Here is a 15528-nt window from a genome sequence, read left to right as displayed (position 1 = left end):
CGATCTTGAGCATCCTCTACCGCCGGTGGGGCGGATTCACTTGGGATTGAAGCCACTGCTGGAGATGATCCGCAATCACCGGATCTTGTTATAAGATCCTAGTAAGATCATGCCGAATAGAAAAGCTTTAAGTAGCGGAATCGCTTTTTCACCTGTTTATTCTTCATTGGCTCAAACCGGAATAGCTCATCATCGTCCTTTCGGACTATTACGCGAAAAGGTTGATCCATCTTCCTGGTCAGATGATAGATGCTCTCAAGTTCCGCGAGGTCCTCAAACCAGCTAGCCATTCCGTATAAAGAGGGGAATGGCTTTTTACTTAGCTTTCTGTAAACCTCAGGCGCTAAGGTTATGGATAGCCTGTTGCCATTGCGGAACCGGGTTTTCTCCAGCAGTGAATCGGTGGAATTGGGCGTTGGCACGTTCATTTTGTGCCAGACATTCTTCGTGAACGGGGTCGGTTTCACCAAAGCTTCTCTCTGCTCGGGGTGCGGGGTGATTTCCAGAACCGCGTCCACCACGTGCGTCGCCTCGTGCAGCAAGACAAACAGAAAGGCGTCCAATCCGCCTGCCTCCACCTTGATTTCATAGCCCTGGTTTTCTGATCGGTCGAAACAGGTTGATTCTTTCTGGGTAGCCCACTCCGAAACGGTCTCATGGAGTATTCCCGCCCGAAAGGTAATGTTGTACATCTTAGTGGAATCCGGGGTTTTCACGGGCGAGGTGAGCGCCGTGTTGGGCATGTTATCCATGAAGCTGATGCTATGTAGATGCCCTTTGAGGATCCTCTGGTGCAGGGGAGGCAAAGCAGCGAAGGCTTTCTCTACCTTGGCTTTCTCACCCGCCGTTAACGCATGGTCCGATGGATCCATTCCGGCTTCCCTGAACATCCTGAAAACACTTTCCGGTGCCGCATAGACCCTATCTCGTGGGTTGGGATGGGACTGCTGCGTGGGTGCCTGCGCGCAAAGGCTGATAGAAAAGATGAAATGAAGGGCGCAAACGAAACATATCCGGAGCATAGCCTTTGATGTAGATAGATACTGATACAAAACTTTCTTAATCACGGGCAGTAGGGCGGTGGGTTACAGTAAGGCAATCCCATGGAGGCGGCTATCAACAGATTCGGAAAACCGATATGTAATAAGCTGCCAAGTACTTTCCTAAACGGATTGAAACCGTGATTCTTTGGGATACCTTGCAGGAAGGCAGTTATACAAGGTAGGTGTTTTCCAATCACTTCAGAATAACAGACCGCAAACGTTCCTGGTGTTCATCGCCCCAATTCCCAAGGGCTGATAAGACGGGGATCAGGGATTCCCCAAAGTCAGTCAGGCTGTACTCCACCTTCGGCGGAACAACCGGGTGGATAACCTTTGAGACCAACCCGTGCTCCTCCAGCTCTTTCAGCTGCATGTTCAGGACCCGACGGGAGGCGTCCGGTATCTTCCGCTGCAATTCGCTGGGGCGTCTGTTCCCCTCGTTGATAAACCACAGCAGACGGATTTTCCATTTACCGTAGAGCACCTCGCCGATCAGGTCAAGGCCACAGTTCAGGCTTGGCGGTATTTTCCTTTGGTACATATTGTAATGTTATCCCATTGTTTGAAAAGGTGCAATAGGGGATAAATTTATCCCTATATGATTCGTTTTTCCGTACTTGATGTGGCTATACATACCTCCCATTTTTGCATCAAAAAAGAAAGGTATGGAACAGCACTTTGATTTCAACAACGAGTTGTCAGGCAAGGTCGCCCTGGTGACCGGCGGCACCAAAGGAACCGGGAAAGCCATCGCCGAGCGCCTGCTCCAGGCCGGGGCAACGGTCATCGTCACCGCAAGGAACCAACCCGAAGCCCCGAATGAGGACCTCCATTTCAACTCGGCTGACCTAAGCACGCCGGAGGGCACCCGAAAAGTAGTCCAAGAGGTCTTCTCACAATACGGCAATCTGGATATTCTGGTAAACAACCTGGGAGGGTCGGAGACCCCGGGCGGCGGGTTTGCCGTGCTGACGGACGGGGACTGGGAAAAGTCCATCCAGACCAACCTGCTGGCCCCTGTTCGCTTGGACAGAGGGTTCTTGCCCCGGATGATAGACCGGGGAAGCGGTGTCATTATCCACATCACCTCCATCCAGGGCAAACTGCCGCTGTATGACTCCACCTTGCCTTATGCCGCCGCGAAGGCCGGACTTGCCAATTACAGCAAAGGCCTGTCCAACGAGGTGGCGCCCAAGGGGGTGCGGGTCCTGTCCGTCTCACCAGGCTGGATTATGACTTCAGCCGCTGCAAAAATGATGGAACGGATTGCCCAAAGTTCAAACAGCACAGTGGAGCAGGCCACGGAGAATGTTTTGGAGTCCTTAGGCGGGATCCCGATCGGGAGGCCGGCCAAGCCCGAGGAGGTGGCCGAGCTGGTTGGCTTTCTGGTTTCCCCAAGGGCCAATTACCTCACCGGGACGGAATACGTCATCGACGGAGGGACAATACCAACCATTTAACAACCATAAAACAAGAAAATATGGACTTACCGAATGTTGTGTCAGATTTAGTAAAGGCGCAGAATACGCACGACAGTGCTGCTTACGCCAACTGTTTCACTGAAGAAGCCATGGTGATAGACGAGGGAAAAACCTACCATGGGAAAGCCGAAATCCAGCAGTGGATAGAAGCCGCAAACGAGAATTACAAATCGGTTATGAAGCCGATTGAATTCAAGGAATCCGAAGCACAAAGTGAATTAAAAGCGGAGGTATCAGGTTCATTTCCCGGCAGCCCGGCTGTGTTGAGTTATCATCTTGTATTAGAAGAGGAACTGATTCAGTCATTGAAAATAACAGGCTGAAAAAGGTACTTCAAGAAAATGATAGGCAAACAAGGGCTGACGTGGTTGATGCAACGTCAGTCCTTATCATACATCCGAATCTGTCTTTTAGAAGCTGTCCAGCGTTATCCAATTCTACTCGCTTCGGGTACTCTGGATTCCCGATTAGCGGCTACTTTCCTGAGAACAGCCGCTAAACAGGAAATTTCAGGACATGTGCCAAAACAAGTCAAATAAGCTAAACAGCTTCATAAACCTGGGCTGCCCGCACCGGTTGTAAGGCGGCAGACCAAGCGGTCACCTGGTCAAGCATAAGGTTAAGCTGCTTTTGGTGTTCAGCAGTGGATTTGAATACGGTATAGTTCTCAAAATCAGTGAACAGAGACAAGGCCACCTGAGCCCGAACATCGGCCACCAACAGCTCCCCCATAATCAACCTCAGGTGTTCCACTGCCCTTGTCCCGTTGGCCGACCCGCCGTAGCTCACAAAGCCGGCGGCCTTGTTCCCCCACTCATGGTACAGGTAATCTATGGCATTCTTGAGTGCGCCGGACGTGCTGTGGTTATACTCCGGCGTGACGAATACATACCCGTCAAAGGATCCGATTTTTTCTGACCACCTTTTGGTATGCTCATGGGCATAGTTCTTCCAGAGGGGGGATAGTGGTTCATCGAAAAGCGGAAGGAGATAGTCAGCTATATCCACCAGTTCATAGTCCGCATCCTGCCGCTCTTTCGCCTCTTCCACTACCCATTTGGCGACTTGCTCATTCACCCGGCCCGGCCGGGTGCTTCCGGTTATGATTGCGATTTTTACCATATTCTTTTATTTGTTTGATTGGAAAGTCTATTGGATTTCTTTGCGCTCCTCTACGCCTGTTACCAGCGTTTTAGCCTTTAAAAGGGCGCATTAAGCCTACACTAAGCTCCCTGGTTGTGGATTGGCGTGGGGCCTACCATGGGCAGGTACTTCTCCCTGTTCTCAAAAATGACCCAAACGTTTATGGCGAAAAGAGCCAGGCTCATGCCAATGCCCGCTATGTCATGTGCAAGGTGATGCACGACAATGCCGACCATTACCGGGAATATGATAAGGGCACCCAGGGCCCTGTACCTGGGAATGGCGATGAGGACACCCCCCACTATCTCAGCGACAGCCACGAGGGGAAGAATCCACCCGGTGGCTACAAGGGCCATTATAATGGGCATCATTTCCGGGGAGGGTTCCGGCATGGGCATGTAGTGGAAGAATTTGTTCAGCCCGAAGCTGACCATCATCAGGCCGAACAGAAGGGTGAGCGCCGATAGGATTTTGTTTTTCATGATTCATTCTGTTTTTCAGGTCAAAATTACCTACCTTCACTATACAAAAGTTAGGACTATGTAAAAGGATAGTAGTAACCTATTGGTTACTATATAACCCTGAACCGTAATGAAAACAGAAGAAGCAGATCAATCGGAAAGCGGAGGGTGTTGTGAAAGCCTGCCCGCTATCGAGGATGCCCTGTATGTGATAGGGGGCAAATGGAAGCTCAGGATCACCTTGGTGCTGATAGAGGGGGGAAGCAAACGCTTCAATGAACTTCAACGGGCGCTCAAGAACATTTCCCCCAGGGTGCTTTCGCATGAGCTGAAGGAGCTGGAGCTTAATGGCTTCGTGAAAAGAAACGTCTACGCAACGGCAACCCCCGTGGTGGTAGAATATGAAGCCACTGAATACAGTCTGACCCTCAAAAAGGTACTGGAGGCGCTGGTGGAATGGGGACGTATGCACAAGCAGAAAATAAAAGAGATTCCCCTTCCGGCGTAATTGCTTATCCCTTATAAAAGCGGTAGCAATGGCATCTCTCGGTTTCGGTAAAGGGTGTTATTCCTGTGTGAACATTACCACCGCTTTAAAGACATAAGCATCAGGAACAGGGCTGCTCAGGAGGCATTCCTCACATACTACCCCGTCAATTAAGGGCGCTTCAATAGGCCATTTGCACCCACGTGAGGGGGCGCATGCAGTAAAGCCGGAAGGAGAACCATACCTCCTGCCCAGGTTAACCATTGCCCACAGATCGTCAAACGGGCTGGCGATGGGGGATAGATCCCGGTGCCCTACCAGCGCTTGGGTGAAGGGCACCGGGATCTATCCCCTGTTCCGGCAGGTGGTCCAGAATTTTGAACCCAGCCCCGTTGTCTTCCCATGGCCCAATGCCGTGGTATTGCATCAGTCCCAAAGGATACTCTCCACCACTTTCTTCATCCCGTTGCATTGGTCCTCGTTCGTGAAATAGACATACCCGAACCTCTTTGCGGGGTTGACCATGAAGGAAGAGGTGTAGCCCAGGTTATTCCCCCCGTGCCAGAAGTTCTCCTTCCCCCCAATCTTCACAACGGCTAAGCCAAGAGTCCAGGATTCCACCCCGAAATACTCCCTTATGGGGCTGCTTTCCTCCAGGGAGACGAAGGGTACAAACATCTCCCTATACCGTTTCTGCTGCTGCATCAACCCGACCAGAAAAGCCGCGTAGCTTGGGACGTTCGAGTACAGCCCGCCGGCGGGATCAAAGACGGTCCTGTCCCGCTCGTCACTCACCGGCTGCCCCTTTTGGTAACCGCCCGCCAGGTTTTGCCTGATACCTTCAGTCAGCACGAAGTGGAGTCCATTCGGCTTCAGGTCCTCTGCGACCTCTCTTTGGAAAATGCCCTCCAGGCCCTTCAGGGAAGTACCGCATAACTTCGCCAGGACTCTGGCCAGGTACACGTAGGCCTCCCCGGAATAGGAGAACCGTTCCCCCGGTTCCGAAAGCAGCCGCAGTTTCTCACCGTCGCCCCAGTTGGGCAACCCCGTGGTGTGGCCCAGGACCATCCTCGCCGTGATCCGCCTGTACCGCTCATCGTCGATGTTGTCGGCAGCCAGGTAGTCCACCAGGGGTTTGTCGATGTCCAATCTCCCCTCTTTGGCCAGTTTTAGGGCAAAAAAGGCGAAAACCGGTTTGGACAGGGAGGCTGCTTCGAATACCGTCGAGGCGGTCACCTCTTTCTTTGATTCGGTGTTGGAGAACCCGAATCCCCTGGCATAGACGACCTTCCCCCCGTTGATCACCGCGATGGACATCCCCGGCACCTGGAGCGAATCCATGGCTTTTCTGATTCTCTTCTCAAACTCAGCCGCCCCAATCGGCTTCCCGCTAAAGGTTCTCATCTGGCCCAAGCCTACCTGGCTGATCAATAGAAATAACGGGATCAATTTTCTCACCTTCTGTACTTTTTGGATGCAGCCAAACAACTGTGGGTACGACGTTCGGCATTAGGGCCGGTTGCCCACGACCTTTTCCGTCGGACCCAGGTACTGTGCCCGCTGCCGTTCCAGGACTCCACTAAGTTAACGGTTTACCCAAGATTGCCAAATGGACTGGTGATCCTCGCCGGGCCGGACAGGTAATTGCCCTGTTACCGGGTGATGAACCCGAAGTATCCCCATGCATCCAGGGAAAGGGTGGGAAGCGACTTGAAGGGGTAAAGCCGGTAGTAGTGGAGGTCGGACCATGCGCTCCTGCCTGGTCTCGTTGGGCTGGTAGCGGTTCCTGATGATGACGTACCTCAGCCGGTAACCGGCGTAAAGCCTCGCGTTGTCGTTGGTGATACCCGAAGCGGATACATGGATCCTGGTGGCGTTGGAGATACTCATACTAGGCAGCTGCCCATCGAACGGCTGGGTCCCCTAAAAGCCAAGAGGCGAGAAGATCCGGAGTACGTCACCAATCAGTGGGGGTGTTAAGGGCGGAATACAACGGAAGTCCCCTTTGTAAGAGAAAAGCCCCGGCGTTATGCTAATCCTTCATAATGCTTTTTAAACATACGGTACACATTCTCAGCTAACAGAGGATCTGGATTGGCCCTGCTCAGAATTATATAAGCGCTTATCTCCTCTTTGATGGCATGAATATAGTTGTTCGGATTGAAGAGGCGTACTGCTAACGGAGAGTACACTCTAAATCTAATGGTGTTATGTTTGTCCTCCCCTTCACCATTTGCCCCGATAAACCCAAAGGAGGCATATGGATTTACTTTGGCAAAATGGAACAGCATTATTTTAGCGCATGTTGCAAGTACCCTTCCGCAAAGCCTATCTTGTGTTGTTGCTGAAAACCGTTTAGGTGAATTCTTCAGGTGCTTCAGGTAGAACTTCACAATGAATACCTGGTGATCGTACTCTTCTACATCAACAAAAATACACCGCTTTGTTCCTCTGGTATTCTTATACCGAAAGGAAAAGCGGTGTATGAAATTGCATTGGTTAAATTCGGAATATCCGGGGATTTTGCCAACAAACTTATATTGGTACCCGCTGTATTCGTTCTTACCCTCTAACCCGGTATCTATCACAAATTAAACAGCATAAGAATAGACATTGCATCTCTTTGCCTCTACCTCTTTTTTGGTAAGGATTTTAAAAGCAGATGCGAAAGTGTCTAAGTTCTTATGGACCGCCGAAGCGACCTCTACCTTGTCTCCGCAAGGCTTAACCTTAGTTGTTGCTTTGATATTGCCCATAAATTGAAATTAAGATTACCACTTCCCATATTCACACCCTTCTTATTAAAAATGTGACTACTGTTATTGATACTCTTATCTTGTGCAAAACTGGATAATAGCAAAGAAAGTTGCAAGGATTCTCACATAAATAAATGAAAATCAATGGCTTGAGCTGAAGAGTTTGTTGTTGTTATTGTTGTTATTATGCTTATTATTAACATGTTATAGAAATGAGATTGGTATTTCATGGTTTATGTTGGATAAACCTTTCATATGCCAAACATAAGGCTCACAGAAAGTAAGCATCTGGTTTTCGTAAAGCAACCATCAAGCAAACAACAAAAAATTACTAAATACCTCTGAGTTTTCTTTTGCCCATGAACAGCCCCGGCGTTGACCGAGGCTTTTTTTACTTCTTGGCGTTATTGGCTATTCCAGTAGCCTGTATCCCAAGTTCATTAATCGCAAGAAAATCTTCTGCTGTATGTGTCACATTTCTTCTATCAATTGCTTTGTCTGTGATGCTTTTGGCTAGTTCCCCGCTTAAATCAAGGATGGATAACTGCTCAATTATAAAAGATGCCTTGAAGAAGTTAGGAGTAGCAAAATAGATTTTCAGCAATTATTATAGAGAAACTGCATTACGGCTATGAATGTTGAATCAATTTTTGACAAAGAGATTTATTTACGTTTAACCCCCAGTAAACTACAGAGTATTTCCAGGGCCAGGAACGGGTGAATTTAAGGTTCGGCAAGTGAGTTTTCAACAAACAACCTTTCCCCGTATACATCCTTTATCAAAAGTTATTTCCAGTAGTCTTAGGAAGGGGGGGCAGTAAATAGCCTCCCTTTCGCTTTCCCGGCAACCAGGTGGCTCCTTTTTGCTTAGGCGTCCTCCATTCCTCGTGCCCGGCAAGGTTCAGGTTTGTCATCCTGCAGGAAAAATACCTTATCCCGAAAGGTAATGACAGGCTTTATGTGACTGACTTCCATATAGGAGACAGCATCCTTCTGAAGGGTGGGAAGCACCCCATAAAAGGAACCGAGTATTCCTTAAACCAACAACTTTAGGTTCTTCAGTCCCTTGAAGAGCATCTTGACCCCGATCCCGTCAAGTTCCCTAAGCAAGGCCATGAAGCAGAGTCTCTCGCCTTACAGCAAGGAGCCAAGTATACGTAACTTCAATTTCCCGCAGAGCGGCTCTATGATGTCCTATATAGCGGGCATTCTCTCCTCATAGACCATGTTTCCGTTCATTAGCGGTTCCTTTTTCACCTTCTTCTCTATAACTTGTCTTATCACACTGGCAACAGGCGAGTGATTGGTTTCCCTTGGGAACGCGCTTTCCTCAGGGAAACGGATACCGATCGGACATGGAGGATACCCTAGATTGCACCATAGACCAAACATAAAGCGAGTTGGAAAACCCAGTGGAGAGATCACGCATAGCAGTATTGCTAGTGCCGGGCTTGACAGCGCCTGAGACCAAGTCCCACTCCACCGGTCCGTACTGGGAGGTTGCGGGTACTCTGTTCGTTAAGTAATCAAAATCAAGCTTGCACAACCCAACAACTTCAATAAAGCAGACGATGAACTATCAGGAATACAGCGCCTACTTCAAGGATATAATGGAGAGGGCCGCCGCAGAGCAGCAGCCCCCCTATGACAACCCGGACTATCTGGCCTACACAAAACTGAACTGGTCACGCATGAACCGTTGGTTCAAGACCGGGGAACTATCGAAGGAGTTTTTGGAGGTTGTCGCTAGGATTGACCGGCCCCAAGACTGGATCGTGATCACCGAGCCCTGGTGCGGCGACGCGGCCCACAACCTGCCCTTCCTCGAGATGGCAGCGCGGGAGAACCCGCTAATATCCATCTCCTACGAGCTAAGGGACATGGCTCCCTTCAGGATCGAGCAGTACCTCACCAACGGCACCAGATCGATCCCGAAAGTGGTCATCCGGGATCGGGAGGGCAATGACCTGGGGACGTGGGGGCCGCGCCCTGCCAACTGCCAGCGGGTGTATGCCGAACTGCAGAGAGAGAAGGCCCCCTTTGAGAAGGTGAAAGTAGAGATCCAGAATTGGTACAATGCCAACAGAGGCGAGGACCTCCAAAGGGAATTGGCAGGTGTGCTCTCCGGGACGCTATGATCCCCGTTTGACGGCGGTTCTTGCCCGCGATCCTGTGCTGCATAGGGCGCCATAAGGTTTTTCCATAGTTAGACCTGTGGCATGCTCTGAGTAAGAGCCCCCACACTACCCACTAGAAAGATGACGCCGGTGCTGAGCCTTTCCCAAAGAAGTGTCAAGGCCAGGCATACCGCCAAGACTACCGCCCCTACCACTGCCGGACGGATTCGGTGAACAGGTGGACGCCCACCACAGCGATCACCGAAACGGAGGCCACGCTGAGGCCGTCCAGGAAGAGCCTCGGTGCTCTCCGGTTCAAGGCTGCATCACAAGTGACATGAAAGGCCGAAGCAGGCCTTTCCCCTGTTAAAAGTTAAAATGTTTATAAAAATAGCCTGATTCTAAAGTAAGCCAACTATATTTACCCAGTATATAAGCTGCGTGCGTTTATTCAGTCCCTATATCGCCCCCTTTCTGTTGCTGCTTTTTCTGCGGATAATGACCCCCGAAAATGCAGTGTTGGCTTTGCACGCCCACGAACATACAGAGCACAAAACCCCTTCTAGTGGAGGATCCGTTAAAACTGAAGACGGTTCTATCCTTGACACCAAGCACACGCACTGCCAGACAGACCAATACTTCAACCACCATTTCACATCTCCCGAATTCCAAACCTTCACCTTTCCGGATGTGGCGTTTGTAGACGGGTATGCGGTGCAGGAAGGTTTCGCCTGGCAATTCACGTTCCCCAACAACATTGCCCTCCGAGGGCCCCCCTCCGCCTAACCAGGCCTCTTTTATTTTTCCTGATTCCACAAAACCTGCGTGACCGCTGTGCCTAGGCTTGCGTGCTGTTGGGCGGCTTGCTTTCGCAGGAAGTGCGCTTTGGCCGAACGCTTGTGCCAACAAGGTACTACTTGGATTTCTGCTGCCCTAGGCTCAAGGTTGGCATGTTGAACAGGTTTGCCATCCGTTGAACTGGCACAACAAGCGCACCGCTATCAGGTCCGGAACCTAAGAAGAACGCCCTTTTTGCCCCTGCCTTTGAAGTCCCTGTCTGTTTAGGGCCTGGTTTTTAGGAAACAAGCCCTGATACAGATAGCCCCTGTTCGTTTGGACCTTTGCCTGTAGGATCCCATCCGGGGTACTCTTGTGGTCTATTGTTGCCAGCAGGCTGATCCTTGGGATTCAATTCGATCCTAGCCCAGCTATGGAATGCAGCCACACGGCAGAAGCCCTGTGCTTGCTACTTACGCCCTTTAAGAGGACATAAGGCTCTCCTATTCTTCTGAAAAAAATAATTCATTTCTACCTATAGATCCTTCCGATGAGACCATTAATACCCAAATACATTTTCTCTCTGGTGCTATCTCTGTTCATCCTCTTCCCTTTTCTAAGCCAAGCCCAGACCTGGCAACACCAGCGGGGCCGGGAGCCTGACCAGTACACCAATGTATTCGCACCTTCGGCCCAAAACCTGTTTGTAACGGGATACCCCAAAATAGGGCTGTACTCTACTAACTCGGGGCAGACTTGGCAGAACGCAACGGCTCCCGCTGAAGTAGATTTCACCCTTACCCATTTTCTCAACGCCACCAGCGGTTGGACAGTCAATGAAGCAGGTCAACTGCACCAGACCCAGGATGGGGGCCAAACCTGGACGCCCTTGCCCTCTTCGCTGAGAGGCTATCCTCAGCTTTTGCGCATCATAAGCGAGCAATCTGGTTTGGTCATGATGTATGATGAGGAGAGTGGTGGTTCAAAGCTGTACCACACCCAAAACCAAGGCCAAACCTGGGCCGAGGCCGATTTCCCCGAAGACATGTTGGTCAGCAACATTGTGATGATGGGGCAAACCGGGTACATGGTAGGGGGAAATTCCATCATGAAAACGGTAGACGGGGGGCGCACCTGGCAAAACCTGACGTATCCCACGCATGCCTCGGGAGAGTATGGTTTCTACCACGTCAGCTTCATTGACGCGCAGACCGGTTGGGTGCTGGACCATCATAACAAGAGTATCCTGCACACCTCCAATGGCGGCCAAACCTGGGCTGCCACAGCCCTACCGGAGAATGTAATCGGGAACCCCAGCCTAAGTTTTTCGCAGTTTCGTTTTCAGAGCACTACCGTTGGGTTTCTGGTAGACACACAGCATTACATTTACAGAACCACTGACGGCGGCCGGTCTTGGGTCAAAGTGCTGGACCAGCCTGGTCAGTATCTCCAATACCTCGACGTCTCCGCCGATGGCCGAACGGTCATTGCCTTGTCGATAATGACGCCCAACACCGTGTATGTGAGCACAGACGCCGGGGAGACCTGGCAAAGCAAAAGGGAGGCTTTTGTTTACCATGATTTATCAGACGTCACGTTCCTGAACACCACCCAAGGTTGGGCCGTAGGTGATGCCGGAACCCTCATCCGTACCAGGGACGGAGGCCAGGCTTGGGAAAATGTGCCCCGCCCCGCCCCTTTGGACAAAGCCTCTTTCTCTAAAATCGCGTTCGCCGATGACCAGCACGGCTGGGTAGTGGCCTCCAACCCCGTCGCTCTTCTAGCCACGTCGGACGGCGGTCAGAACTGGCAGGCACAAACCCTTCCGGCCCATCCCCTGGGGCATGACTACGGTCTTAACCATGTGTTTTTCCTGAAGCGGGCGGAGGGCACCAACGCACCGCCCAAAGGCTGGGCGGTGGGTAGCTCCGGTACTATTCTGCGCTATGACGGAACCGCTTGGCAGGCCCATTCAGAGTTCTTCGGGGTGAAGGGCATGGAGTATACCGGTGTTTACTTTTTGGAGGAGAACACCGGTTGGGCGGTGGGCCGAAACGGCGTGATTGCCAAATCCACGGACGGAGGCCAGACCTGGACCAGACAAACCAGCGGCACGCTCCGTACCCTGAATGCCGTGCACTTTACCGATGCCCATCACGGGTGGGCCGTGGGCGACCATGACTATGTGCTGAAGACCATAGACGGAGGCCAGACCTGGGTGCCGCAAACCATCCCGCCCGCCTTTGTATCGCACTTCTTTGACGTGCATTTCACTAGTGCCCACCGGGGTTGGGTAACCGGCCGCAGAGACAGCCACGGCACCATTCTCTCCACCACCGACGGCGGCCACACCTGGGCCGAGACAGAGTTAGACAACCGTACCTTCGCGCATTCTTTCACGGATCTGAACCATGGTTGGGCCGTTGGCCAGAACGGTGCTGTTTACCGGTTCACGGACCATGCCACGGGTACCGATGACCAGAGCCCTGCCCCTGCCACCCTTACCCTACAGCCCCAAGAACACACCCTCCGCAACTTCGCTTCTACTATAGCCCTGAAAGATTCAGTGGTGGAAGCTAGAGAGTGGTGGGAGACCGATTACCACTTCACCGGCATGGGGAACAGCTACATCGAGGAGTTCGCCGAGAGGTTTGAGGTCTCGGGCAAGGCGGCGGTAGTGGGCGTGGTGAGCTACCATACCGGAGTGGTGTCCGCTGAATCGGAAAATGTGGCCGAGTTCAACGTGTTTGACCTAGACGCCAATAACCTCCCAAATCGTAAACTGGGCCGCAAAGACGTGTGGTTCAAAGACATGAAGCTGGACCAAACGGCCATGACCACCACGTTCAATGCCCCGGTGCCAGTGGAAAATGCCTTTTATCTGTCTCTCAACTTCACAGACTACGCCCACGGCGGCTTTGAGGGAGATAATCTTGCCTTGTTACATACCTCCAACAATTCACGTCCCGCCAGTGACCAAGGAGTAACCAGGAACGCCGTTAGATTGCACAGCCATTCTGGTCGCATCTGGAAAGACTTCCGTGCGGAGCAAAACTACAATGGGTACTTGGGGATGTTCCCCATCGTGCAGTTCCAGAACGTGACCGGTTTGAAGGAGCAGTTTGCAAGCAACGGCACTCTGAAACTGTATGCTCCATTTCCTAATCCCGCCCAAGGCAAAGTGCAGGTGAAATTCGGGCTGGCGGCCACCGCGGAGGTGGAGGTGCGCCTGGTGGATTTGAACGGCAGAACTGTGCTGCAGCGCTCTCTTGGCCGCAAGAACACCGGTGAACACGCCACCGAGCTGCAGCTTCCGACCAGTGCTCAGGGCCTATACATTCTGCTCGTGCAGGCCGGTGACCACCGCATGGCAAGCCGCCTGTTGATTCAATAGATTGTATGTTTCCACCTTATTCCCCGCTGCCAAACAGCGGGGAACCTTTTCATTCTCAGCCCATGAAGAAATATTATTTCTGGTGGCTTTTGCCAGCACTCCTCTTACTGGTCCCCACCATCGCACTTGCCCAGACTACCCGCACCCTCCGGAACTTGTTTCCCCAACACCCCCAGGAGCTCCGCAAATACACCAACTCCGGCACCTGGGGCTATTGGCTGGGCCAGAACTACCGCTTCAACCAGCAGTATGCCGAGAAATACTACGTGAGCGGCAACGCCAAAGTAGTGGGCGTGGTGAGTCACCACGGCGGGCGCTATACCAACGGGAACAACCTGGCTTCGTTCAGGGTGTACAGTGTGGGTACCAACAAACTGCCCGCCGAGCGCCTGGGCAGCAAAGACGTGCGCTACGCCGATCTGCGGCTCAACGGCTCCGCCATGACCACCACCTTCGACGCGCCCATTGCCGTGGCTGACTCGTTCTTCGTGACCTTTGACCTGCACGATTACGCCCACGGCGGCTACGAAGGCGATACCATCGGGCTTTACAGCGGCATTAACGGCAGCCGCCCCACGGCAGATTTCGGGAACTTCGGGCGGAACGCCGTGCAGGCCCATGAGCATGCCTACGAGAAATGGGTGGACTTCAGAACCCAGAACTTCACCAACATCGCCACGCACTTCGCATTGTTCCCCATTGTGGAAGTGACCGTTACCGGCCTGAAGGAGGGGTACATCCAGAAGGAGCAGCTCACCTTGTACCCACCCGTGCCCAATCCTATCCAGAGCGGGCAGGAAGTCGAGATCCGGTACGTCCTGGCCAGTTCCTCCACCGTCACGATCAGTTTACTTGACTTGAACGGCCATCCCCTGCTCACCAAACCAGTGGGGCGCCAAGCCCCGGGCAAGCACACCTGTTCGCTTTCCGCCGCTGCTTTGCCAGCAGGCACCTACCTCTTTCTCCTGCAAGCCGATGCCATCTCCCTAGCCACTAAACTTATCATCAAATGAAAAAACTACTCCCCCTCTCCCTCCTATTCGCTCTCTTTTTCTCCGCCTGCGGCGATGAGGACACCGAACAGGAAAAACCCGATACCGAAAATCCGGTCATTTCCCTGCTGCAAAGCAGCCCCAACTACGGCAAAGGCACCGTGTGCAGCCAGGCAGAAACCCACGTCTTTCCGGTGAGCACCGGGGGCAAACTGACGCTGCACCTTCAGTTAACCGATGATGTGAATCTTTCGCAGTACAAGATTGACGTGCACAACAACTTTGACTGCCACGGCCACAGGAGCGGCCTGCGCCGGGGCACACCCTGGTTTATGGTGCGCATCAAAGAAGCCACTGGCAAAGATTTCAAAGCCATCGAAGAGCTGGAGGTCCCGTCCGACGCCACGCCCGGTAACTACCACCTCCTCCTGTACGCCACCGACAAAGCCGGTACCGAGGCCACCCCGCTCGTCTACAGCATCCAGGTTACCGACCCCACCGACAATACCGCGCCGCAGATGACCCTCACCAGCCCAACGGCTGCTGCTACCACCCTTAAACGGGGCAGCACCCTCAGTTTTACCGGCACCGCCACCGACAATTATTCCTTAGCCGAGGGAAAGGTGGAAATCAGCTACACGGACCCTGCCAACACCCCCTTCACCGTGGTCCAGGAATTCTTTCCCGCCTCCACGGGGACCCAAGCTGATTTCAGCGTTCCCTTCACCTTCGCCTCCTACATGCCTACCGGCGAATACAACTTCCTGGTGGAGGTTTTTGACGGCAGGAATAACTCGGTGAACAAACAACTGAAAGTGATTGTGGAGCCATAGCCGCTTTCAGGTTCCTTACTGCTACGGGATTGTTTTCCAGAAAA

General features: G+C 52.3%; 15 protein-coding genes. 8 read left to right on the top strand and 7 right to left on the bottom strand.

The features are described from left to right. Window positions 1-107: 107 nt before the first annotated feature. A complete protein-coding gene (locus JT719_RS22595; RefSeq protein ID WP_207436034.1) occupies window positions 108-872 on the bottom strand; it encodes a hypothetical protein in 765 nt (254 codons plus the stop codon). 364 nt (window positions 873-1236) lie between these two features. Beyond that, window positions 1237-1584, bottom strand: a complete 348-nt coding sequence (locus JT719_RS22590) for a winged helix-turn-helix transcriptional regulator (RefSeq protein ID WP_207436033.1) — start codon at window positions 1582-1584, stop codon at window positions 1237-1239. Window positions 1585-1663: 79 nt separating this feature from the next. Here JT719_RS22590 and JT719_RS22585 point away from each other — a divergent pair, with 79 nt between their 5' ends. Further along, a complete protein-coding gene (locus JT719_RS22585; protein ID WP_423227984.1) occupies window positions 1664-2503 on the top strand; it encodes an SDR family oxidoreductase in 840 nt (279 codons plus the stop codon). Between the two features lie 20 nt (window positions 2504-2523). Beyond that, window positions 2524-2847, top strand: a complete 324-nt coding sequence (locus JT719_RS22580) for a DUF4440 domain-containing protein (RefSeq protein WP_207436032.1) — start codon at window positions 2524-2526, stop codon at window positions 2845-2847. Between the two features lie 217 nt (window positions 2848-3064). On the opposite strand, the gene JT719_RS22575 is transcribed toward JT719_RS22580, so the two are convergent. Together JT719_RS22575 and JT719_RS22570 are read right to left on the bottom strand one after the other, a co-directional pair. Continuing rightward, the gene (locus JT719_RS22575) at window positions 3065-3646 is read right to left on the bottom strand and encodes an NADPH-dependent FMN reductase (protein WP_207436031.1); all 582 of its coding nucleotides are present in this window, start codon (window positions 3644-3646) and stop codon (window positions 3065-3067) included. Between the two features lie 101 nt (window positions 3647-3747). Next, window positions 3748-4149 carry a DoxX family protein gene (locus JT719_RS22570; RefSeq protein WP_207436030.1) on the bottom strand — a complete coding sequence of 134 codons (402 nt, stop codon included), beginning with the start codon at window positions 4147-4149 and terminating at the stop codon, window positions 3748-3750. A 109-nt stretch (window positions 4150-4258) separates the two neighbouring features. Between JT719_RS22570 and JT719_RS22565 the strand changes: the two genes are divergently transcribed. Next, entirely contained in the window at window positions 4259-4636 is a 378-nt protein-coding gene (locus JT719_RS22565; RefSeq protein ID WP_207436029.1) for a winged helix-turn-helix transcriptional regulator, read from the top strand. Between the two features lie 405 nt (window positions 4637-5041). On the opposite strand, the gene JT719_RS22560 is transcribed toward JT719_RS22565, so the two are convergent. The 3 genes from JT719_RS22560 to JT719_RS22550 form a co-directional block, all read right to left on the bottom strand. Then, window positions 5042-6073, bottom strand: a complete 1032-nt coding sequence (locus JT719_RS22560; protein WP_207436028.1) for a serine hydrolase — start codon at window positions 6071-6073, stop codon at window positions 5042-5044. 569 nt (window positions 6074-6642) lie between these two features. Further along, window positions 6643-7203, bottom strand: coding sequence for a hypothetical protein (locus tag JT719_RS22555; protein WP_207436027.1), 561 nt, complete (start codon window positions 7201-7203; stop codon window positions 6643-6645). 559 nt (window positions 7204-7762) lie between these two features. Continuing rightward, window positions 7763-7975 carry a hypothetical protein gene (locus JT719_RS22550; RefSeq protein WP_207436026.1) on the bottom strand — a complete coding sequence of 71 codons (213 nt, stop codon included), beginning with the start codon at window positions 7973-7975 and terminating at the stop codon, window positions 7763-7765. A gap of 967 nt (window positions 7976-8942) precedes the next feature. Here JT719_RS22550 and JT719_RS22545 point away from each other — a divergent pair. From JT719_RS22545 to JT719_RS22525, 5 genes are all read left to right on the top strand, one after another. After that, on the top strand, window positions 8943-9509 hold the full coding sequence (locus JT719_RS22545) for a thioredoxin family protein (protein ID WP_207436025.1): 567 nt from the start codon (window positions 8943-8945) through the stop codon (window positions 9507-9509). A gap of 477 nt (window positions 9510-9986) precedes the next feature. Continuing rightward, the gene (locus tag JT719_RS22540; protein WP_207436024.1) at window positions 9987-10274 is read left to right on the top strand and encodes a hypothetical protein; all 288 of its coding nucleotides are present in this window, start codon (window positions 9987-9989) and stop codon (window positions 10272-10274) included. A 541-nt stretch (window positions 10275-10815) separates the two neighbouring features. Continuing rightward, entirely contained in the window at window positions 10816-13659 is a 2844-nt protein-coding gene (locus JT719_RS22535) for a YCF48-related protein (protein WP_207436023.1), read from the top strand. Between the two features lie 62 nt (window positions 13660-13721). Next, the gene (locus JT719_RS22530) at window positions 13722-14672 is read left to right on the top strand and encodes a T9SS type A sorting domain-containing protein (RefSeq protein ID WP_207436022.1); all 951 of its coding nucleotides are present in this window, start codon (window positions 13722-13724) and stop codon (window positions 14670-14672) included. After that, window positions 14669-15484, top strand: coding sequence for a DUF4625 domain-containing protein (locus JT719_RS22525; protein WP_207436021.1), 816 nt, complete (start codon window positions 14669-14671; stop codon window positions 15482-15484). The genes JT719_RS22530 and JT719_RS22525 overlap by 4 nt, the downstream gene beginning before the upstream one ends. Window positions 15485-15528: the final 44 nt, after the last annotated feature.

It is taken from the genome of Sabulibacter ruber (assembly GCF_017355955.1).
In the GTDB taxonomy this organism is placed as follows: Bacteria; Bacteroidota; Bacteroidia; order Cytophagales; family Hymenobacteraceae; genus Nibribacter; species Nibribacter ruber_A.
Note: the sequence above shows the minus strand (reverse complement) of the source record. Positions and strands in the feature narration are given on the sequence as shown.